At 69.4% G+C, this 20718-nt stretch carries 16 protein-coding genes; 7 read left to right on the top strand and 9 right to left on the bottom strand.

The genetic code is table 11. The features are described 5' to 3' along the window. Positions 1–126: 126 nt before the first annotated feature. From EV655_RS05900 to EV655_RS05860, 9 genes are all read right to left on the bottom strand, one after another. On the bottom strand, positions 127–375 hold the full coding sequence (locus EV655_RS05900; protein ID WP_132542833.1) for a phosphopantetheine-binding protein: 249 nt from the start codon (positions 373–375) through the stop codon (positions 127–129). Continuing rightward, complete coding sequence (locus tag EV655_RS05895; protein WP_132542831.1) at positions 372–1517, bottom strand: dihydrolipoamide acetyltransferase family protein; 1146 nt, start codon at positions 1515–1517, stop codon at positions 372–374. The genes EV655_RS05900 and EV655_RS05895 overlap by 4 nt, the downstream gene beginning before the upstream one ends. A gap of 4 nt (positions 1518–1521) precedes the next feature. After that, the gene (gene pdhA / locus EV655_RS05890) at positions 1522–3516 is read right to left on the bottom strand and encodes a pyruvate dehydrogenase (acetyl-transferring) E1 component subunit alpha (protein ID WP_132542829.1); all 1995 of its coding nucleotides are present in this window, start codon (positions 3514–3516) and stop codon (positions 1522–1524) included. Continuing rightward, positions 3513–5252, bottom strand: a complete 1740-nt coding sequence (gene acsA / locus EV655_RS05885) for an acetate--CoA ligase (RefSeq protein WP_132542827.1) — start codon at positions 5250–5252, stop codon at positions 3513–3515. Before acsA ends, pdhA begins: the two co-directional genes overlap by 4 nt. Before the next feature lie 27 nt (positions 5253–5279). Continuing rightward, entirely contained in the window at positions 5280–7652 is a 2373-nt protein-coding gene (gene ppsA / locus EV655_RS05880; protein WP_132542825.1) for a phosphoenolpyruvate synthase, read from the bottom strand. A gap of 95 nt (positions 7653–7747) precedes the next feature. Then, on the bottom strand, positions 7748–8947 hold the full coding sequence (locus EV655_RS05875) for an acetate/propionate family kinase (protein WP_132542823.1): 1200 nt from the start codon (positions 8945–8947) through the stop codon (positions 7748–7750). A gap of 6 nt (positions 8948–8953) precedes the next feature. Beyond that, a complete protein-coding gene (locus EV655_RS05870) occupies positions 8954–10366 on the bottom strand; it encodes a bifunctional enoyl-CoA hydratase/phosphate acetyltransferase (protein WP_132542821.1) in 1413 nt (470 codons plus the stop codon). Continuing rightward, positions 10363–12288, bottom strand: coding sequence for a DUF3141 domain-containing protein (locus tag EV655_RS05865; RefSeq protein ID WP_165905285.1), 1926 nt, complete (start codon positions 12286–12288; stop codon positions 10363–10365). The genes EV655_RS05870 and EV655_RS05865 overlap by 4 nt, the downstream gene beginning before the upstream one ends. Positions 12289–12421: 133 nt before the next feature. Further along, positions 12422–12916, bottom strand: a complete 495-nt coding sequence (locus EV655_RS05860; RefSeq protein ID WP_132542817.1) for an autoinducer binding domain-containing protein — start codon at positions 12914–12916, stop codon at positions 12422–12424. Positions 12917–13033: 117 nt separating this feature from the next. On the opposite strand from EV655_RS05860, the gene EV655_RS05855 reads away from it, so the two are divergent. From EV655_RS05855 to EV655_RS05825, 7 genes are all read left to right on the top strand, one after another. Further along, positions 13034–13645, top strand: a complete 612-nt coding sequence (locus EV655_RS05855) for a helix-turn-helix transcriptional regulator (protein ID WP_132542815.1) — start codon at positions 13034–13036, stop codon at positions 13643–13645. A 187-nt stretch (positions 13646–13832) separates the two neighbouring features. Continuing rightward, positions 13833–14459: an acyl-homoserine-lactone synthase gene (locus tag EV655_RS05850; protein ID WP_132542813.1), complete on the top strand. Its 627-nt coding sequence runs from the start codon at positions 13833–13835 to the stop codon at positions 14457–14459. A 167-nt stretch (positions 14460–14626) separates the two neighbouring features. After that, a complete protein-coding gene (locus tag EV655_RS05845; protein WP_132542811.1) occupies positions 14627–16123 on the top strand; it encodes a phosphomannomutase/phosphoglucomutase in 1497 nt (498 codons plus the stop codon). A gap of 233 nt (positions 16124–16356) precedes the next feature. Next, positions 16357–16671 (top strand): H-NS histone family protein, encoded by a 315-nt coding sequence (locus tag EV655_RS05840; RefSeq protein WP_132542809.1) that lies wholly within the window; start codon positions 16357–16359, stop codon positions 16669–16671. 141 nt (positions 16672–16812) lie between these two features. Continuing rightward, the gene (locus EV655_RS05835) at positions 16813–17820 is read left to right on the top strand and encodes an NAD-dependent epimerase/dehydratase family protein (protein ID WP_132542807.1); all 1008 of its coding nucleotides are present in this window, start codon (positions 16813–16815) and stop codon (positions 17818–17820) included. Positions 17821–17916: 96 nt separating this feature from the next. Then, complete coding sequence (locus EV655_RS05830; protein WP_132542805.1) at positions 17917–19716, top strand: hypothetical protein; 1800 nt, start codon at positions 17917–17919, stop codon at positions 19714–19716. Further along, the gene (locus tag EV655_RS05825; RefSeq protein ID WP_132542803.1) at positions 19713–20711 is read left to right on the top strand and encodes an SUMF1/EgtB/PvdO family nonheme iron enzyme; all 999 of its coding nucleotides are present in this window, start codon (positions 19713–19715) and stop codon (positions 20709–20711) included. Before EV655_RS05830 ends, EV655_RS05825 begins: the two co-directional genes overlap by 4 nt. Positions 20712–20718: the final 7 nt, after the last annotated feature.

Raw genomic sequence — 20718 nt, 5'->3', positions numbered from 1 at the left:
AGACCTTCCGGCGCCTCCCGGGCGCTCCCGCCCCCGACCGACGCGGGGCTGACGCCCCGCTTGTCCAGCGTTGGACCGCGCCGCGCGTGGAGTATTTAAGCCAAGAAGAAGGCCGAGGCGCCGGGATCAGGCGGCCAGGCGGCGCGCGAGATAGGGCACGGCAAGGGCGAGCGTGGCGATCTGCGGATAGTCGGCCTCGGGGATATCGACGCCCAGCGCCTTGTGCAGCGCGGCCACAAGGTTCAGCACGTCCATCGAATCGAGGTCGAGGTCGTCCTGCAGGTGGTCGTCGGGGCCGATCCCGTCGGCCGAGAGATCGGGCGCCACGTCGATGAGGGCGACAAGATAGGCCGCGCGGATGTCGTCGTCTGTCATAGGTCCTCCGGGTGTTGCAGGTGCCGGTCGATCCCGGCCAGGAATTTCGCGCCGATCCGCCCGTCGCTGGCCCGGTGATCGGCGGCGAGCGAGACGGTGACGGTCTGGCGGACCGAGACCTGCCTGCCCTGTGCGACCGGTTCGGGTGTGGGCGCGCCGACGGCGACCAGCGCGACCTGCGGCGGGTAGATGATGCCCGCCATCGCCTCGACCCCGGTCTCGCCGAGGCTCGAGAGCGTGATCGTGCCATCGGTCAGTTCGGAGCTTCTGAGCCGCCCGGCGCGGGCGCGGGCGACCATGTCGCGCAGGGCCGCCATCATCGCGTCGAGCGGCAGCAGGTGCGCATCGCGGATCGCGGGGGCGATCAGCCCGCCACCCCGGAGCGCCACCGCGATGCCCAGATGGACCGACCCGGCCTGTCGGAAGCCGTCGGCGATGAAATGGCCGTTCACCCCGGCCGAGGCATGGGCCGCCAGGGCCGTCGCCCGGGCGATCAGCGCGCCCATCAGCAGGCGCTCTTCGGGCGGGCGGGCGGCGTTCGTCGCGGCGAGCCAGTCGGTCGCGGCCTGCAGGTCGATCCGGTGGAAGAGGTAGTAATGCGGGATCTCGCGCTTGGACTTCGCCATGGCCGCGGCGATGGCCTTGCGCATTTCCGCGCGCGGGTCGGCCGGTTTCGCCCCGGCGGCCTCGACATCGGCCAGAACGATGGCCCGGCCCGGCCCGGTCCCGGTCAGGGCGCCGAGGTCGATGCCGCGCGCGGCGGCCAGCGCCTTCGCCGCCGGCGACGCGGCGATGCCGGTCGCGGGGACGGCCTTCGAGGCCGGCCCGGGCCGCGCGGGATCGGGGGCCGCGGCGGGCGCGGATGCCGGGGCCGCCGGTTCGGACGGGGCCTCGGGGGCCGCCTCCCCCGCCCCGCGGATCAGGGCGAGCGGGGCGCCGACGGGCAGGCTCTGGCCGACCTCGGCCATGAGGCGCTCGACCGTGCCCTCCTCGAAGATTTCGATCTCGATCGCGCCCTTCTGGGTCTCGACCACGGCGACGATGTCGCCCCGCTTCACGGTTTCGCCGGGCGCCACCAGCCATTCGGTCAGCCGGCCGGCCTCCATGTCGGCACCCAGTGACGGCATGGTGAAGACGCCCATCCGCCTACCTCCCCAGCGTGGCCTTGGCCGAGGCGACGATGGCGGGCACCTGGGGGATCGCGGCCGCTTCCAGATGCGCAGGGTAAGGGATCGGCACCTCGGCGGCGCAGACGCGCGCCAGCGGCGCGTCCAGCGACCAGAAGCAGCGTTCGGCGATCCGCGCGATCACCTCGGCGGCAAGCGAGCCCGAGCGCCAGCCCTCGTCCACCACCACCGCGCGCCGGGTGCGGTTCACGCTCTCCGCGATGGTGTCCTCGTCCAGCGGGCGCAGGGTGCGCAGATCGATCACCTCGGCCTCGATCCCGTCTGCGGCCAGCGCCTCGGCGGCCTCCAGTACCTTCCAGAGCGACCCGCCATAGGTGATGAGGCTGACGTCCCGGCCCGGCCGCCGGATCGCGGCGCGGTCGATCCCGACCGGCCCCGCCCCTTCGTCGATCTCGCCCTCGCGGTTGTAGAGCATGACGTTCTCGAAGATCAGCACCGGGTCGGGGTCCTGAAGCGCGGTCCAGAGCATGCCGCGCGCGTCCTCGATCGTGGCGGGCGCCAGCACGCGCAGGCCGGGGATATGGGCGAACCAGCCTTCCAGCGAGTGGGAATGTTGCGCGGCCAGTTGCCGGCCCGCGCCGGTCGCCATGCGGATCACGACCGGACAGCCGAACTGTCCGCCCGACATGTGCCGGAGCGTGGCCGCGGTGTTCAGGATCTGGTCGAGCGCGAGCAGCGAGAAGTTCACCGTCATCACCTCGACGATGGGGCGCATCCCCGCCACCGCCGCGCCGATACCCGCGCCGGTGAAGCCCGATTCCGACAGCGGCGTGTCGCGGATGCGGTCCTCGCCGAACTCGGCCATCAGGCCCTTGGACACGGCATAGCAGCCGCCATAGGCGCCCACGTCCTCACCCATCAGGAACACACGGGTATCGCGGGCCAGCGCGTCGCGGATGCCCTGTCTGACCGCTTCCCGATAGGTCATGGTGACGGTCCTGCCCGACGGTTCGGCGGCGGGTGGCGGCGGCGGGCGGTCCTCGGCCATCACGTGGCGGGTCAGGCTTTCGACCGGTTCCCAAGCGCTTTGCTCGGCAAAGGCTGTGGCGGCGTCGATCTCGGCCTCGGCCACCTGTTCGATGGCCGCGACGTCATCCTCGTGGATCAGGCCGTTCTGCAAGAGCCAGCCCTGGAACCGGACGATGGGCCCCTTCTGCCGCCATTCCTCAACCTCGGCCTTGTCGCGGTAGAGCTGGGCGTCGAACATCGAATGGGCGCGGAAGCGGTAGGTTTTCGCCTCGAGGAAGACCGGCTTGCCGGTCTCGCGGATGCGGGCAAGCGCCTGCCGGGTGGCGGCCTCGACCGCGACCACGTCCATGCCGTCGACCTGGTGGGCCTCCATGCCGTAGCTTTCGGCCTTGGCGGTCAACTGCGTCTGCGCCTCGGTGCGCGCCAGCGCCGAACCCATGGCGTAGCCGTTGTTCTCGCAGACGAAAAGGACCGGCAGGCCCCAGAGCGCCGCAAGGTTCATCGATTCGTGGAACTCGCCCTCGGCGACCGCCCCCTCGCCGAAGAAGCAGGCTGTCACGTGGGGCGCGCCCCGCATCCGGTCGGCGAGCGCGAGGCCCGCGGCCAGCGGCAGCCCGCCGCCGACGATGGCATTGCCGCCGTAGAAATTGTGGCCCGCGTCGAAGATGTGCATCGACCCGCCCCGCCCGCCGGAACTGCCCGTCGCCTTGCCGAACATCTCGGCCATGACCGCGTCCATCGGCACACCGCGCGCCAGCGCGTGGCCATGCTCGCGATAGGTCGCCACGATCCGGTCGCCCGGCCCCAGAACCGGGATGACACCGCAGGCGACGGCCTCCTCCCCGTCGTAGAGATGCAGGAAGCCGCGGATCTTCTCGCGCGTGTAAAGTTCCGCGCAGCGGTCCTCGAAGCGGCGGATGCGGATCATGTGGCGAAGCAGGTCCAGCACATGGGCGCGCGTCAGGTGGGGCTTGTCGCCGGTCATGTCTCGTCGCTCTCCAGCGTGGAAATGTCGCCCTCGGGCAGGCCCATCTCGCGCGCCTTGAGAAGCCGGCGCATGATCTTGCCCGAGCGCGTCCTGGGCAGGGTCTTGCGGAACACCACCTCGCGCGGCGCGACCGCGGGGCCAAGCCGCCCGCGCGCATGGCCGCGGATGGATTTCTCAAGGTCTTCAGACGGTTCGAATCCGGGATTGAGGCAGACATAGGCGCGTACCACCTCGCCCGCGGTCTCGTCCGGCAGGCCGATCACGGCGGCCTCGGCCACCGCCTCGTGCTCGATCAGCGCGCTTTCGACCTCGAAGGGGCCGATCAGGTGACCCGAGGTCTTGATCAGGTCGTCGGCCCGGCCCACGAACCAGTAATAGCCGTCCGCGTCGCGCATCGCCAGGTCGCCCGTCAGGTACCAGCCGCCGGCGAAGCATTTCGCATAGCGCGCCTCCTCGTGCAGGTAGGCACGCATCATCGAGGGCCAGCCGGGGCGCAAGGCGAGTTCGCCGATCTCGCCTTCGGCGCACTCGCGGACGCCGTCGCCGTCGCGTTCGACGATCCCCGCCACCTGCCCCGGCAGCGGCTTGCCCATGGATCCGGGCTTGATGTCCATCGCTTGCGTGTTGGCGATAACGATGCCGCCGGTCTCGGTCTGCCACCAGTTGTCGTGGAACGGCCGGCCGAAGACGCGGTTGCCCCAGACCACCGCCTCGGGGTTCAGCGGCTCGCCGACGCTGGCCAGAAACCGCAGCGCGGACAGGTCGTAGGGCCGCGCGATATCCTCGCCCGCGCGCATCATCATCCGGATCGCGGTCGGCGCGGTGTACCAGACCTCGATCCGCTCGTCCTGCAGTATCGAGAGCCAGACTTCGAGGACATATTCCTCCTCGACCAGCGTCATGTGCACCCGGTTCGCCAGCGGCGCGATGATGCCGTAGGAGGTGCCCGTGACCCAGCCCGGATCGGCGGTGCACCAGTAGCGCGTGCCCGGCCGCATCTCGAGCGCGTACTTGCCGGTCATGGCGTGGTAGGCGACCGCGCCGTGGACATGGACCGCGCCCTTGGGCTTTCCGGTCGTGCCCGAGGTGAAGTGGATCAGCGCGGGATCCTCGGGGTCCATCGGGACCGGGGCGAAATCGTCCGAGGCGGCCGCCATCGCCGGGCCCAGCGCCACGCAGCCCTCGGGGGCGTCGTCGCCCGCGATCAGCACCAGTTTCAGCGAGGGCAGGTCGGTCCGCCACGCGGCGATCTTGCGCCGGTAGAGCGCCTCGGTCGTGACCAGCGCGGCGGCCCCGCCGATGTCCATGCGCGTCCGGATCGGTTCCGGCCCGAAGGCCGAGAACAGCGGCGAGAACACCATCCCCGCCTTCAGCGTGCCCAGCGCCGCCACGACAAGGTCGGGCTCGCGGCCCATCAGGCCGAAAACCCGGTCGCCCGGCGCCAGCCCGTGGGCGCGCAGCACATCGGCAAACCGCGCGGTCCGGCCCGCGAGGTCGGCATAGGTGAAGGCGCGCCGCGCCCCGTCCCTGCCGAGCCACGTCATCGCGGGGTCGTCCCCGTGGCCTGCGGCCACGTGCCGGTCCAGCGCCTCGTGCGCGATGTTGAGCTTGCCGCCGGGCAGCCCGGTCAGCATCGCGCGGGCGTCCGCCCACGTGAACCGGGCGCGGATTTCATCGTTCAGCGCGGCACTTGCGCGGATGTCTTCGGGTTTCCGGATCGTCTCGAACGCCATGTCTCCTCCTCCCATGGCTTCAAGGGCTCAGGTCATGCGTTCGGCCTCGGCCACGTTGCGCTTGACGGCGAGAAAGCTGTCGGGCGTGACCGAGATCGTGTCGATGCCGTAACCGACCAGCAGCCGCGCGAAGCCGGGGTCGTTCGACGGCGCCTGACCGCAGAAGCCGACCTTGCAGCCGACCGCGTGCGCCCGTTCGATCACGCTGCGGATCATCCACTGCACGGCGGCGTTGCGTTCGTCGAACAGCGCGGCCAGCTCGGCCGAGTCCCGGTCGACCCCCAGCGTCAGCTGCGTCAGGTCGTTCGACCCGATCGAGAAGCCGTCGAAGCGCTTCGCGAACTCCTCGGCCAGGATGACGTTCGAGGGCACCTCGCACATCACGTAGACCTGAAGGCCCTTTTCCCGGCGTTTCAAACCGTTTGCGGCCATGACTTCAAGAACGCGGTCGGCCTCTTCGGGGGTGCGGCAGAAGGGGATCATCACGATCACGTTGTCGAATCCCATCCCGTCGCGCAGCCGCCGGATCGCCTGACATTCCAGTGCGAAGCCCGGCGCGTAGGCGTCGGAATAGTATCGGGATGCACCGCGGAAGCCGATCATCGGGTTCTCTTCCTTCGGCTCGAAGCCCCGCCCGCCCAGCAGCTCGGCATATTCGTTGGTCTTGAAGTCGCTCATCCGCACGATGACCGGATCGGGATAGACGGGCGCTGCGATCCGCGACAGGCCCATCGCCAGTTTCTCGATGAAGAACTTTTGGTTATCGGAGAAACCCGAAGTGAGTTCCGCAATCTTCCCGCGGGTCTCATCGTCCAGCCGTTCGGGGTGGATCAGCGCCATCGGGTGCGCCTTGATCGCGTTGTTGATGACGAATTCCATCCGGGCGAGCCCGACCCCCGCGGACGGCAGCCGCCACCAGCGGATCGCGGCGGCGGGGTTGGCCATGTTCAGCATCACCCGCGTCCGCGTCTCGGGCACGTCCGACAGCGCGATGTCCTCGACCGAATAGCGCGCGATGCCCGCGTAGACATAGCCCGTCTCGCCCTCGGCGCAGGAGACCGTCACCTCCTGCTCGTCATGCAGCAAATGCGTCGCGTCGCCGGTGCCGACGATGGCGGGCAGGCCCAGTTCGCGGCTGACGATGGCGGCGTGGCTGGTGCGCCCGCCATGGTCGGTGACGATGGCGGCGGCGCGCTTCATGATCGGGACCCAGTCGGGGTCGGTGATCGAGGTGACCAGGATCGCGCCGTCGACGAAGCGGTCGATGTCCCTGGCGCTTTCGATCACGCAGACCGGGCCCGCGGCGACCGCCGCGCCCACCGAAAGCCCGGTCAGCAGCGTCGGCCCCTTGTCGTGGACGCTGTAGCTGCGAAAGCCCGCCGCGTCGGCGCGCGACTGCACGGTTTCGGGGCGGGCCTGCACGATGAACAGCTCGCCCGTCTCGCCGTCGCGGGCCCATTCCATGTCCATCGGCATCCCGTAGTGCCGCTCGATCGTGACGGCCATCCGGGCGAGATCGAGGATCTCGGCGTCCGACAGCACGAAGCGGCCGCGCTCGGCCTTCGAGGTCGGCACGTTCCGGGTAGATTGCCCGTCGCGGCCATAGATCATCTTCTTTTCCTTGGCCCCCAGCCCCTTCTCCAGGATCGGCACGAGGCCCGGCCGGTCAAGGAAGGGCTTGTAGACCTGGTATTCGTCGGGGGTGACGGCGCCCTGCACCACGTTCTCGCCCAGCCCCCAGGCCGCGTTGATCAGCACGAGGTCGGGATAGCCCGTCTCGGTATCGAGCGAGAACATCACGCCCGAGCCGCCGATATCCGAGCGCACCATCCGCTGCACCCCGATCGACAGCGCGACCTTGTCGTGATCGAACCCCTTGAGGCGGCGATAGGTGATCGCCCGGTCGGTGAACAGCGACGCGAAACAGCGCCGGCAGGCCGCCAGCAGGTCCTCGGTGCCCCGGACGTTCAGATAGGTTTCCTGCTGGCCGGCGAAGCTGGCATCGGGCAGATCCTCGGCGGTGGCGGAACTGCGCACGGCGACCGCCACCGCGTCCACGCCTGCCCGGCGCGACAGCTCGGCATAGGCGTCGCGGATCGCGGCAAGGATGTCGTCGGGCCAGTGGCCCTCGCGGATCATCCGGCGGATCGTGGCGCCCGCCTCGTGCAGGTCGATCCGGTGGGCGTCGAGTGCCGCCAGCGTGTCGGCGATGCGGGCGTCAAGGTAGTTATGGGTGATGTAGGCGCGAAAGGCGTCGGCGGTGGTGGCAAAGCCGCCGGGCACCCTGATGCCCTGCCCGCCCAGCGCCGCGACCATCTCGCCCAGCGAGGCGTTCTTGCCGCCGACGGTGGCGACATCGCCGCGACGGAGATCCTCGAACCATTTCACATGGCGGGCCATTGGCTCCTCCCTCCGCTGGCGCGCTGCTATCGGGGAAGCCTAGGCGCCGGGGGGCGGGCCTGCGTTGATCCGCATCAAGACGCGGGCGGGGCGCCCTACCCGGCGGCGCGGCGGGCGGCCAGCATGTCGCGGGCCGCCCGCGCGATCACGATTTCCTCGTCCGTCGGGATCACCAGCACCCGGACGCGGGACAGGTCGGTGCTGATCACCGTCTCGCCCCGCGTGTTGCGGGCCTCGTCGAGTTCCAACCCGATCCATCCCATGCCCTCGCAGACCTGCCGCCGGATCGGGACCGAATGTTCGCCGATACCGCCACAGAACACCAGCGCGTCAAGCCCGCCCAGCGCCGCGGCAAGCCCGCCCAGTTCGCGCCGGATGCGAAACACGAAATAGGCGATCGCCTCGCGCGCGGCATCGGTGCCGGCCTGTTCCAGCCGGCGCATGTCGTTCGACAGGCCCGACAGCCCGAACAGCCCCGATCGGCGATAGAGCAGGTCCGAGATCTCGTCGGCCGTCATCCCCTCGTGCTGCATCAGATACAGCACCACACCGGGATCAAGCTGGCCGCAGCGCGTGCCCATCGGCAACCCGTCGAGCGCCGAGAACCCCATCGAGGACGCAATCGACCGCCCGCCGATCATCCCGCACATGGACGCGCCGTTGCCCAGATGCGCGACGATCACCCGGCCGGCATGCAGGTGCGGCGCGATCTCGGCCAGCCGCCCGGCGATGTAATCGTAGCTGAGCCCGTGAAAGCCATAGCGGCGCACGCCCTTGTCGTAATAGGCGCGCGGCAGGCCGAACGTGTCGTTCACCCAGGGGTGATGGCGGTGAAAGGCGGTGTCGAAGCAGGCCACCTGCACCGCCCCGGGAAACGCCCCGAAGGCCGCGCGTACGCCCGCCAGGTTGTGCGGCTGATGCAGCGGCGCCAGCGGTTCGAGCGCGGCCAGACGGTCCAGCATCGCGGGGCCGAGAACCACCGGCGCGGCATGATCCGGCCCGCCATGCACGACGCGATGCCCGACCGCGACGATCTGCGCATGCGGCCGGTCGCGGGCGATCAGTTCCAGCGCCCGGGCCAGCGCGCCGGCGTGATCGGCCGCGTCCTCGCCGGGCAGCGGCGCGTCCGACAGCAGCGTGCCGTCCTGGCGGGTGGCGCGCATGTGCGGCTCGGACCCGATGCGGTCGATCTCGCCCAGGATGCGGGGCGCGGGCTCGCCGCGTCCGTCGCCCAGTTCGAACAGGCCGAATTTCAGCGAGGACGATCCCGCGTTCAGCGTCAGAGCATGGGGCATCGGCGCCTACTCCGCCGCCCGGCTGACGACCGGCAGAAGCCCGGTCAGCCGCGCATTGTGCAGTGCCGCGACCGCGCACGAGGCCAGCCGTGCCTTGTCGTCGTCCGACCGCGAATTCAGGATGATCGGCACCAGCGCGCCCATCACCACGCCCGCCCCCTCGGCATGGCTGATATAGGCCAGTTGCTTTGCCAGCATGTTGCCCGCGTCGATGTTCGGCACCACCAGCACCTCGGCCCGGCCCGCCACCTGGCTGGTGATCCCCTTGGTACGCGCGGCCGAGATGTCGACCGCGTTGTCCATCGCCAGCGGCCCGTCGACAATGCCCCCGGTGATCTGCCCGCGCTCGGCCATCTTGGACAGGAGCGCCGCGTCGAGCGACGAGGGAATATCGGGGTTCACGGTCTCGACGGCGGACAGCACGCCCACCTTAGGAACCTCGATCCCGATGGACCGCGCCAGGTCGATGGCATTCTGCACGATGTCCATCTTGGTGCGCAGGTCGGGCGCGATGTTGATCGCGGCATCCGTGACCAGCAGCGGATGGGCCACGCCGGGCACGTCCATCACGAAGACATGGGTAAAGCGGCGCCCTGTGCGCAGGCCCTTTTCCTTGCGGAGCGCGGCCTTGAGCATCACGTCGGTGTGCAGATGTCCCTTCATCAGCGCCGCCGCCCGGCCCTGCGCGACAAGGTCGACGGCGATGTTGGCGGCGCGGTCGTGGTCGGCGGCCTCGACGATCTCGATCCCGTCCAGCGAGGCGCCCAGTTCGCGCGCGGCGGCCGCGATCCGGGCCGGGTCGCCGATCAGGATCGGCGCGATGATCGTGTGCCGCGCCCCCAGCAGCGCGCCGCCCAGCGACCTGGGCTCTTCGGGGGCGATCACGGCGGTCGGCAGCGGCGGCAGCGGTTCGGCGCGGTCGATCAGCGCATCGAAATGGCGGTGGCGCTCGATCAGCAGGCCGGGGATATCCAGATCCTCGAAGGTCAGCTTGCGGGGCGGCGCCTGCACCTCGGCCTCGCCGGTCAGGATCGTGGCGCCGTCGGATTTCCGCGTCACCTCGGTCGCCATCACGATGCCGTCGGGGGGGCGCTTTTCGGTGACCGTGACCCGCGCGACCAGTTCGTCGCCGGCATGGGCGCGGGCCTCGAAGCGCAGCGATTGCGCACGGTAAAGCGTGCCCGCGCCGGGCAGGATGTTGCCGATCACCGCCGAGATCAGCGAGGCCACCCACATCGCGGGGGCCACCACCTCGGCCGCTCCGTCGCCGTCGCCGTCATGGCGCGCCAGGTGCAGCGGGTTGTGGTTCCCCGAGGCGGTGGCGAAGACATAGAAATCGTCCTCGGTGCAGACGCGGACGATCTCGGCGCTGTCGCCGGGGGCGATCTCGGCAAAGGTGCGGTTTTCCTCGATCCTCATTCGGCGGCGGTCTCCGTGGGTTGGGCGGGCTTGCGCCGGGCGCGGCGGGGCGGGGCGGCGTCTGGCGCGGGCCTTGGCGCAGCGGCAGCGGCGGGCGGGGCGAAGGCGCGCATCCAGGGATTGCCCCAGACCGCGTGGAATCCGGTCTCGACCGCGGCAGACTGCACCGCGCGGGTCAGGTCGAGCCATTGGCAGGTCAGGTCCACGCCCATCCGCTCCATCCAGGTGAAGGGATTGTCCGGGGCGGCGGGCTGGCGGGTGTCCCGCACCCGGGCCGCGGCCGCCGCGACCGGGCCAAGCGCCGGGTTGCGCGAGGACAGCGCGGCGGCCCACAGCCGCACCGGATGCAGGGCGCGCGACGCCTCGGCCAGCGGCGGGGCGATGGCGGCGCAAAGCAGCGGCCGGGCCAGCGCCTCGTAGCTGTCGGCCTGCATCCGCGTGGCGCGCGCGGCGGCGGCAAAGGTCCGGGCGTCCGCTGGATGGCCCGCCCCCCCGGCAAGGTCGTCCAGGTCGCAGGGGGCAAGCGACAGCTCGGCCCGGCGGGCGGCCCCCCACCCCTCGACCTTGTCGACACAGAGTGCGTAGAGCCCAGGCGGCAGCGCCTCGATCGCGCGCAGCGCGGGGGCGCCCGCGATGGTCCCGGCCATCAGCAGGCCCGGCCCGGCGGCGGGATCGCACAGCAGGACGATGCGCTGGCCCGCGGCGCGGATGGCGGCGGCATCGGCATAGCTCTGGCGCAGCCAGCCCAGCGCCTCGGCCGGGGCGGCGGCGGGGTCGTCCGGGCGGGCCATCAGCACCACCGGTACGGCAACCGCGCGCAGGTCGAGCGGCCGGCCGGGTGCCAGCGCGGCGGCGTTGCGCGCCAGCAAGTCGCCGGGCGGCAGCGCCGCCGCGGTCCAGCGCGCCTCGTCCGCCGTCAGAAGCGGCAGCCCCCCGGCCCGGCGCGCGGCCTCGACGGCGCGGGGCCCGGTGCGGTCGGCCTCGGCAAACAGCGTGGCATTGGGGCGGACCAGCGCGCCCGCTGGATCGGCCAGCGCGGCGGCCAGGGCAGGCGTCGCGCCGTCGAAAAGCCCGCCGCCCAGGTCGGACAACAGCGCAGGCAGCGCCCCGCCCGCCAGCGCGAGCGCAGTGCGGCCCGGTGCGACCGGCACGCCGTCCAGCAGCACCGCGCCCGCGCAACCGGGATGGGCAGCGGCCAAAACCAGCGGCGCCCAGCCGCCCGGCCCCTGCCCGGCGACCAGCGGCGGCGGCGCGTCCGGGTGGCGCCGGGCGACCTCGGCGGCGAAGGCGGCGCAGGCGTCGATGATGTCGGCGACGGTCTGGCCGGGCACCGGCACGCGGGCGAAAACAACCGCATAGACCGGCAGACCGGCGGCAAGCGCCACCGCCACCGCAGCATCAAGCCCCGCGCCCTGCCCCGCCCGCGCGCCGATCAGCAGCACAGGCCGCGCCGCGGGATCGGGCGCCTTGGCGGGCACCAAGCGCACCAGATGGGCGTTGCCCGGCCGGGGCAGCGCCCCGGCATCCATGACAGGTTCGTGGGGATGGCCCAGGGCGGGCGGCGCATCCTCGCCCTCGGCGGCAAGAACCGCATCCGAGCGGTCGCGCAGGATATCGGCCAGCAGTACCGCACGCTCGGCCGAATCGCGCAGGTAGTCGCGCCAATGCCCGGCCCAGTCGGCCGGGGTGGCGTGCCGCCCGCTGGTCCGCGCCACGCGCAGGACGGTCGCGGCCTGCGTGAGACCGGCCTGCCAGCGGCTGCCCTGGTCATCGGCGATCGCCGCGCCATGGGCCAGCGCGATCTCGGCGACCCGCCAGGCGCTGCGCGCCACACCGAACGGATCGGCCGCGACGGGCGGAAAACCGCGCGTCATCGCCAGATCTCCGCCCTGCCCCATCGACGCTTTGCCGGTCCTGTCCATGCGCGTTCCCTCCACGATGGCCGCCCTGTTCTGGCGCGCGGGCGCAGCATAGCCCCCGATGGGGCGCTTTGCACGCGCAGCGTAGCGTGCCGGCAATGACAGGCGGATGACGGCGGCGCGATGCCCGGGCCGGTCAGCCGGACGAAAGCCGGTCGCGCGAGAAATCGAGCGCGCGCAACGCCTCCATCTCGGGGCAGTCGAGCGCATCCAGACCCTCGGTCACCTCATGCACCGTCTCGACAAGGCATTTCAGCCGGCTAATCTCGTCCGGCTGGAACGGCCCGCTGGACCGCGTATGGCCCGAGATCGTGCGCGATGTCACCGGACCCGTGGAAATCGTGATGCCGTTTCTCAGCCCGTACTGCCGCGCAAGCGGCACAACCCCGGCGGGATCGTCGAGGCCGGGATCGTCCCATGACAGCACGCCCGTCCGCTCGAGCCCCCAGCGTACCACCGGATCGGTCAGCATGAGCCCCTTCTCGGAGTAGATTTCGCTCCACTCACTGGAATAGCTTTGATACAGAAGCAGAGGGCGTGTGAAACGGATGTGTATTGCGAGTGCAAAGCCTGTGTCACTTAGGCTGTCCAATGCGGAAAGAAGTTCCGCGAGCTTGCTTACCCGGTTCATCCCTCCTCACGTCTCCTCGCGCAAAAGTTGAGTGGCGTTCCCTGATGCCACCTGTTAGGACTATCCCCTACACCTTTCGTGGTTGAATTCAAACAACGGGACGTGAAGCCCATTCTCATGAGCCTGATCAAGAGATTTTCCGACCGCCTGACCGAACTCGCCCCTGCGGGCTGTTATGTGGCTTTGCGTGTCGGTTTCTCTTATCCCGCCGAAGAACTGAACCGCCTGCCCGAGGCCTGGGTGCAGCATTACACCGCGCATGGGCTGGTGGTGCATGACCCGGTGATGAAATGGGCCTATGCCCATACCGGGACGACCACCTGGGACAGGATCGGTGTCGAGGATCCGCGGGGCGTCCTGAAAGAGGCGCGGCGCCACGGGCTGCGCCACGGCGCGGTGACAAGCGTGCTGTTCCCCGACGACCAAGGGCGACGCAGCTACGGCAATTTCGTCCGCTCCGACCGGCCCTTCTCGGCGGTGGAGATGCACGAATTGCTGGCAATCGTGACCCAGTTGCACAAGGCCGGGGCGCCACCGCGCAAGCTGACCCGCGCCGAGACCGAGGCGCTGCGGCTGCAAGCCAACGGGTTGCGACTGAAACAGATCTCGGCCGAACTCGACATCTCGATGAGCGCGGTCAAGGCGCGGTTGGCGAATGCCAAGCGCAAGCTCGGCGCGCAGACCCCGTCGCAGGCCGCCTCGATCGCGCGCAGCCGGGGCGTCATCTAGCCACGTCGAAAGCACTTTATGCGTGCAATTCTAGCCCGAACAACAACCTGAGGTTGATAGATAAACTCCTTTTGCAACAGATACTTGCCTAAGCGTGTGTGCCACATGCTAAATACAACTTAAGGGTTGGTTAACCCCTTCAGCTTCGCCCAGATTGACCCCGGGCAAGCACAGAAGGATCCAACCCATGCAGAACCTCGCCTTCACCTTCGCCGACCTTCACCGGCACGGCAGCGCTTTCTACGATTTCCTCGAACTGCGCAAACGCGTCTTCGTCGACCAGTTGGGCTGGGACGTACCGCATGACGGACAGGTCGAGATGGACCAGTACGACACGCCACAGGCGCATTACTCGGTGGTGCTGAAGGACGGCCGCGTCGTGGGGGGCGCGCGAACGATGCCGACCACCTCGACCTGGGGGCCGCATACCTACATGCTGCGCGATGCCTTTCAGGGCAAGCTGCCCCACATCCCGCCCCGGATCATGCCCGAGGACATCGCCAGTCCCCGCGTCTGGGAATGTACCCGGCTGGTGATCGACGACGCGCTGGCCACCGCCGCGGATCGGGGCGAGTGCCTGCGGCTGATCGTCGACGGGCTGGTGGGCATCGTGCGGAAACGGGGCGCGACGCAGATGATCTGCCTGTCTTCGCTGGCGCTGATGCGGGCGCTGCGCCAGCTTGGCTATGACGTGCGGCAGATGGGCGAGAGCTACCGCAACGACGAGGACGGCCGGCGCTATGCCGTGCTCGGCATGCCGGCCCGCTTTGCCCGCGAAGCGATCGCCCCGGTGGACGAGGCACAGGCCGCCTGACCCGCCGCCCGACCGACCTGCCCCCGGCCGCCAGTTGCGGCCGGGCCGGTTTCCTGCGCGGCTGCGATGTCACGCGCGGCCCGGCCGTCGCCTTGCCGCCTCTGGGCAGACAAGCCGACATCGGCTAGATCGGGCGCAAAGCCCCGATGCACCCCGAGGAGACGCTTGTGACCAGACCCCTTGCCGAGGTTCGCCCCAACACCTGGGATTTCCTGCGCGAGGCGATGATCGCGCCCACGGGCTTTCGCGAATACGACGCGCGCTGGCGCTATCCGCAGGAGATCAATCTGCCCGGCATGACCGCGCTGGGGCTGGGGCTTGGCACCCAGATGCAGCGCCGCGGCATCCGGCCCGAGATCGCGGTCGGCAACGACTACCGCGACTATTCGCTGGCGATCAAGCAGGCGCTGATGCTGGGGCTTGTGCAGGCCGGGATCACCGTGCGCGACATCGGCCCGGCGCTGTCGCCGATGGCCTATTTCAGCCAGTTCCACCTGGATGCGCCCGCGGTCGCCATGGTGACCGCCAGCCACAACCCCAACGGCTGGACCGGGGTCAAGATGGGCTTCGAGCGGCCCCTGACCCATGGCCCCGACGAGATGGTCGAACTGCGCGACATCGTGCTGGAGGGCAAGGGCGAGGCCCGCCCCGGCGGCGGCTGGGTTCGCGCAGACGGCGTGCGCGAGGCCTATATCCACGACCTCGTCACCGATTTCCGCATGACCCGCCCGCTGAAGGTGGTCTGCGCAACCGGCAATGGTACGGCTTCCGACTTCGCGCCCGAGATCCTGGACCGCATCGGCGTCGAGGTGGTGCCGCTGCATTGCGATCTGGATTACACGTTCCCGAATTACAATCCGAACCCCGAAGCCATGGAAATGCTGCATGACATGGCACGCGCGGTGAAGGAATCCGGCGCGGACCTGGCGCTGGGCTTCGACGGGGATGGCGACCGCTGTGGCGTTGTCGACAACGAGGGCGAGGAAATCTTCGCCGACAAGATGGGGGTCATCCTTGCCCGCGATTACGCCCGCCTCTATCCGGGCGCCAAATTCGTCGTCGACGTGAAATCCACCGGGCTTTACCACAGCGACCCGGAATTGCGGGCGCTCGGCGCCACGACCGAATACTGGAAGACCGGCCACAGCCACATGAAGCGCCGCGTGCATGCCACCGGCGCGCTCGCGGGCTTCGAGAAATCGGGGCACTACTTCCTCGCCGGTCCGGTGGGGCGCGGCTATGATTGCGGGATGCGGGTCGCGGTCGAGATCTGCAAGCTGATGGACCGCAATCCGGGCAAGTCGCTGGCCGATCTGCGCCGTGCCCTGCCCCGCACGTGGTCGTCGCCCACGATGTCGCCCCATTGCGCCGACACCGAGAAATACGCCGTGCTCGACCGCCTGGTGGCGAAACTGCAAACTCTGCATGGCCAAGGCGGCACGCTTGGCGGGCGCGCGATTGCCGATATCGTCACCGTCAACGGTGCGCGGGTGATGCTGAAAAATGGCGCCTGGGGCCTTGTGCGCGCGTCGTCGAACACGCCGAACCTGGTGGTGGTCTGCGAAAGCCCCGACAGCGAAGCGGAACTGCGCGCCATCTTTGCCGATCTCGACTCTGTGATCCGCAGCGAACCGGCGGTGGGCGATTACGACCAGAGCCTTTGACCGGGGATCGGACGGCAGTCTTTCCCGGCCGCCGCCGTTAATGTTTTCGGCAATTTCCGGCCGATCGCAGCGTGGACTCCTCGCGCTTCATGGCTGGGTTTGACCTTCGCGCCCTCGCGCTGGCGAAAAAACCTGTCCAAAATGACAGGTATCAATTCGTTTTGTCTTGCGCACAAGAACCTGGAAGGTCATCAATGATGGTGAACAATAATAAACTCTAGCAGGAACGCTAAATGGCAAAAGACCTTGAGAAACTCTCCCTCGCCGAACTCAAGCAGCTTCGCAAGGATGTCGACGTCGCGATAGCCTCGTTCAAGGACCGAGAAAAGGCCAAGGCCCGCGCGGCTCTGGAAGAGAAGGCAAAGGAATTCGGTTTTTCACTGGATGAAATCGTCGGCAAGAAAACCCGCCGCAGCGCAAAGTCCGTGGCAAAGTTCCGCAATCCGGAAAACCCGTCGGATACGTGGAGCGGCCGCGGACGCAGGCCGAAATGGCTGGAGGAAGCGCTGAACAAGGGCGCCAGCCTCGATGATTTCCTGATCGGCTGACCCCGGCAGAAACCCGGCCTCTCGGGCCAGACCATCCGGCCCGGTGCGGAACGCCATTCCGCCCGGGCCGTTTTTCATGGTTTTGGCACCGGCCTTGGATATAAGGGCAGCCGACCCGAGGCGGCCCGCGAAAGGTTTTCCATGCGCGTCTTCATCACCGGTACCGCCGGGTTCATCGGCTATCACCTGGCCGACCTGCTGCTGGCCGAGGGGCATCAGGTGCATGGCTTCGACGGGTTCACCGAGTACTACGACCTGACGCTCAAGCGCCGCCGCCATGAACGGCTGCTGCAACGCCCGGGCTATGCCGCCACCGAGGCGATGCTCGAGGACGACGCGGCACTTGCGGCGGCCATCGACGGCTTTGCCCCCGAGATCATCGTTCACCTCGCCGCGCAGGCGGGCGTGCGCTACAGCCTTGAGAACCCGCGCGCCTATATCGATGCGAACGTGGTCGGCACCTTCAACGTGATGCAGGCCGCCCACCGCCACGCCGTGCGCCACCTGATGATGGCCTCGACCTCGTCGGTCTACGGCGCCAATACCGAGATGCCTTTTGCCGAGACGCAGAAGGCCGACACGCCGCTGACGATCTATGCCGCCACCAAGAAGGCGACCGAGGCGATGGGCCATGCCTATGCGCATCTGCACGCCATCCCCACCACGATGTTCCGCTTCTTCACCGTCTATGGCCCCTGGGGGCGGCCCGACATGGCGCCGATCAAGTTCGCGCTGAAGATCGCCAAGGGCGACCCCATCGACGTCTACAATCATGGCGAGATGTGGCGCGACTTCACCTATGTGACGGATCTGGTGCGCGGAATCCGCCTGTTGATGGACTGCCCGCCCGAGCGCCCTGCGGACGGCATCGTGCCCGAGGGCGACAGCCTCAGCCCGGTCGCCCCGTTCCGCATCGTCAACATCGGCAATTCCGAAAGCGTGAAGCTGACCGATTTCATCGACGCGCTGGAGGCGGAACTGGGCCGGCCTGCGATCCGCAATTTCATGGACATGCAACCCGGCGACGTGCCGGCCACCTGGGCCGACGCGACACTGTTGCAGCGGCTGACCGGCTATCGCCCCGAAACAGGCTTTCGCGAAGGCGTTGCCCGTTTTGTAAGCTGGTTTCGCGATTATTACCGGCTCTGAGCCCGGAACGGGCTTGCCCCGGCGCGGCGTGCCTGTCTAGTTTGATCCGGGGGTGATGATCCTGCCTTGGGGAAGGTGGGCAGTTACGCCATGTAAATGTATGGTCTGCAGGATCGGGCGGAAATGAACGCCGTCTCGTCCCTTTTCCGGTTGCACGACTGGCCCCGCCTTGCGGGCGGCCTGCTGCTGACCCTTTTGCCCGCGCTTGCCGCGGCGCAGCCGATGCCCGGCCCCGGCGCGGTCGAGCTTGCGCGCCGCAACGCCCAGGCGCACGAGACGCGCACGCGCTCGCCGGTCGAGTTTCAGGTGTTCCGAACGGTGCAGGAGGCACGCGCCGCGGATGGCACGCGCCTTGCGCTGACCTCGCTGAACCCCGGCGCGAACGGCTGGTTCCTGCTGGAGCTGTTCCGTCCCGGCCAGGCGCGCGAAACCTATCACATCGAGAACCCCGATCCCCGGCGCGTCACGATCGCGCTGACCGAAGGCCCCGACCCCGCGCTGTCGCTGACCGGGACCGGGGCACAGACGCTGTGCCGCCCCTGGGCCGGGGATGCGCCCGGTCTCGACCGCGCCCGCGGCACGGGCCTGCCCTTCGCGCCGCTCTGCGACGGCCGGCTGTTCCTGCGCAACCCGGTCGCGGGCACCCGCACCAGCCTGGAACGCACCGCCGAATTCCTGCGCGACAACATGGTCTTCGGGGAAAGCCTGGTGGGCCTGGTGAAAAGCACGCTCTACAAGGACCGCTACCTGGAAAGCGGGGCGGTGCTGGATGGCGCCGATCCGGGGCGGGCCGCGGCGGCGCTGGGGCGCGCGCGGCTGGCCGATCACCCGGTGATGTACACGACGATGACCTTCGATCTGGTCGGCGCCAGCCCCGAGCGGATGGAGATGGGCGCGTGGTACGCGGTCGAGGGCGCGCCGGGGATCTATGCCTCGGCGCTGCAACCCCGGATGATCGACCCGGCGATCCTGCGCGGCGACAGCGGCGCCAATGCGCTCGACGCGGTCGAGGGGCGGGCCGATGTCTATCTGGTGGGCTTCGACCTGTCGCATTTCGAGATCGGCTACGAGACCGGGACCGAACATCCAAGGCTCGACTGGTCGCCCCGGCCCTCGGGCGCGGGGCGGAACTGGTCGATCCCGGGGCCCGACGGCTTTGCCCGCCCCGACCCGCTGGTGCCGACCGGCATGCTGAACCCCGATCAGGCCGCGCGCGTCGCGGCCACCTTCACCGGCGGGTTCAAGCGCGAGCACGGCGCCTTCCGTTTCGGCGAGATGGCGACCACGAATCATGGCCACCATTACGGCTTTGTCGTCCACGGCACGGTGCTCAGCCGGCTGCACCCGGGGCTTGCCACGTTCCATGTGCTGGCCGACGGCACGGTGGGCATGACGACCTGGGACGAGGCGACGGCGCCGCCGATGCGCGAGCTCCGCTTTGCCCGGCAGAACGGCGTGGCACTGGTCGTGCGTGACCCCGAGACCGGCCGCTCGGTGCCCGGGCCGCTGGTGCGCCAGTGGCTGCCGGGCAACTGGTCGGGTTCGGCCGAGGCGGAGTTGCGCACGCTGCGCGCGGGCGCCTGCCTCCGGCCCGGACCGAACGGGCCGATCCTGGTCTATGCCTGGTTCTCGGCCGCGACACCGTCCGCCATGGCGCGGGTGTTCCAGGCCTATGATTGCGACTATGCGATGCTGCTGGACATGAACGCGATGGAGCACACCTACATGGCGCTTTACACCGCGGGTGCCGGGGGCGGGATCGACACACGCCACCTGGTCGCCGGCATGGCCCAGATCGACGCGCGCCGCCGCGACGGCAGCCGGGTGCCGCGATTCGTCGGCTCGGCCGACAACCGCGACTTCTTCTATCTTCTGCGCAGGGAGACGAGGGAATGAGACATATCCTGGCACTGCTGGCCACCGGCCTTGCCCTGGCCGCCTCCGCCGCGGCCGACACGCTGGCCGAGCGCAACGCCCGGCTGTTCCAGGAGATGTCGGAGATCCGCGGTGTGCGCGGCGCCCAGCTTGACCGGGTCAAGGCGATCTTCGCGCGCTCGGGCTTTGTCGGGCAGGGCAACCCCGCGATCACCCGCCACGCGATGAGCCGCGAGCAGTGCAACGCGCGCGCCGGCGGCAATGCCGTCGCCGCCTATGCCGACCGCCGGTTCGAGGGGATCTGCGGCGCGAAGTTCATGGCGCCGCTCTACGATCCCGCTACCCAGCGCCCCGAGGACGCGAAAGCCTGCATCGACCAGTTCGAATACCCCAACATCCCCTGCGCCTACCCGGTGGTGTGGGTCAAGGCGCGCGACGCCGCCGAGATCTGCGCGGCCGAGGGCAAGCGGCTGTGCGACGCCCATGAATGGGAAGGCGCCTGCGCGGGCGCGCTGGAGCCGCCCGACTACCGCTTCGACCTTGCGCGCGGCCAGTCCGCCTCGGGCGCGGTGAACCGGATGCGCGCGGCCCACAACGCGGCATACGAGGGCTCGGCCCGGTGGAGCTATGGCCCGGCCTTCCGGACCGGCGTCTGCGCCCAGAACAGCGAGAAAAGCCCCACCTGCCCCGGCGGCGGCTGGCGGAATTGCGGGTCGAACACCTATCCGGTGGGCAGTTTCCCGGGCTGCACCAGCCCGCTCAAGGTCTACGACCTGAACGGCAACGCGGCCGAGCACATGAACCTGCCGCTGGCCCCCGACCAGATGGCCAGCGCGGGCAGCACCAGACTGGGCGTGACCGAGATGAAGGGGTCGTGGTTCATCTGGGACAAGTACCGCGCCCATCCGGACTGGTGCCGCTGGCGCGCGCCCTACTGGCATGGCGACAGGGTGATGAGCCCGGCCAGCCACGAGAATTATCACCTGGGATTCCGCTGCTGCAAGACGGTCCGCTAGGGCCGCG

It is taken from the genome of Rhodovulum euryhalinum, assembly GCF_004342445.1.
GTDB lineage: Bacteria > Pseudomonadota > Alphaproteobacteria > Rhodobacterales > Rhodobacteraceae > Rhodovulum > Rhodovulum euryhalinum.
This window is presented reverse-complemented; position numbering and strand designations above follow the sequence as displayed.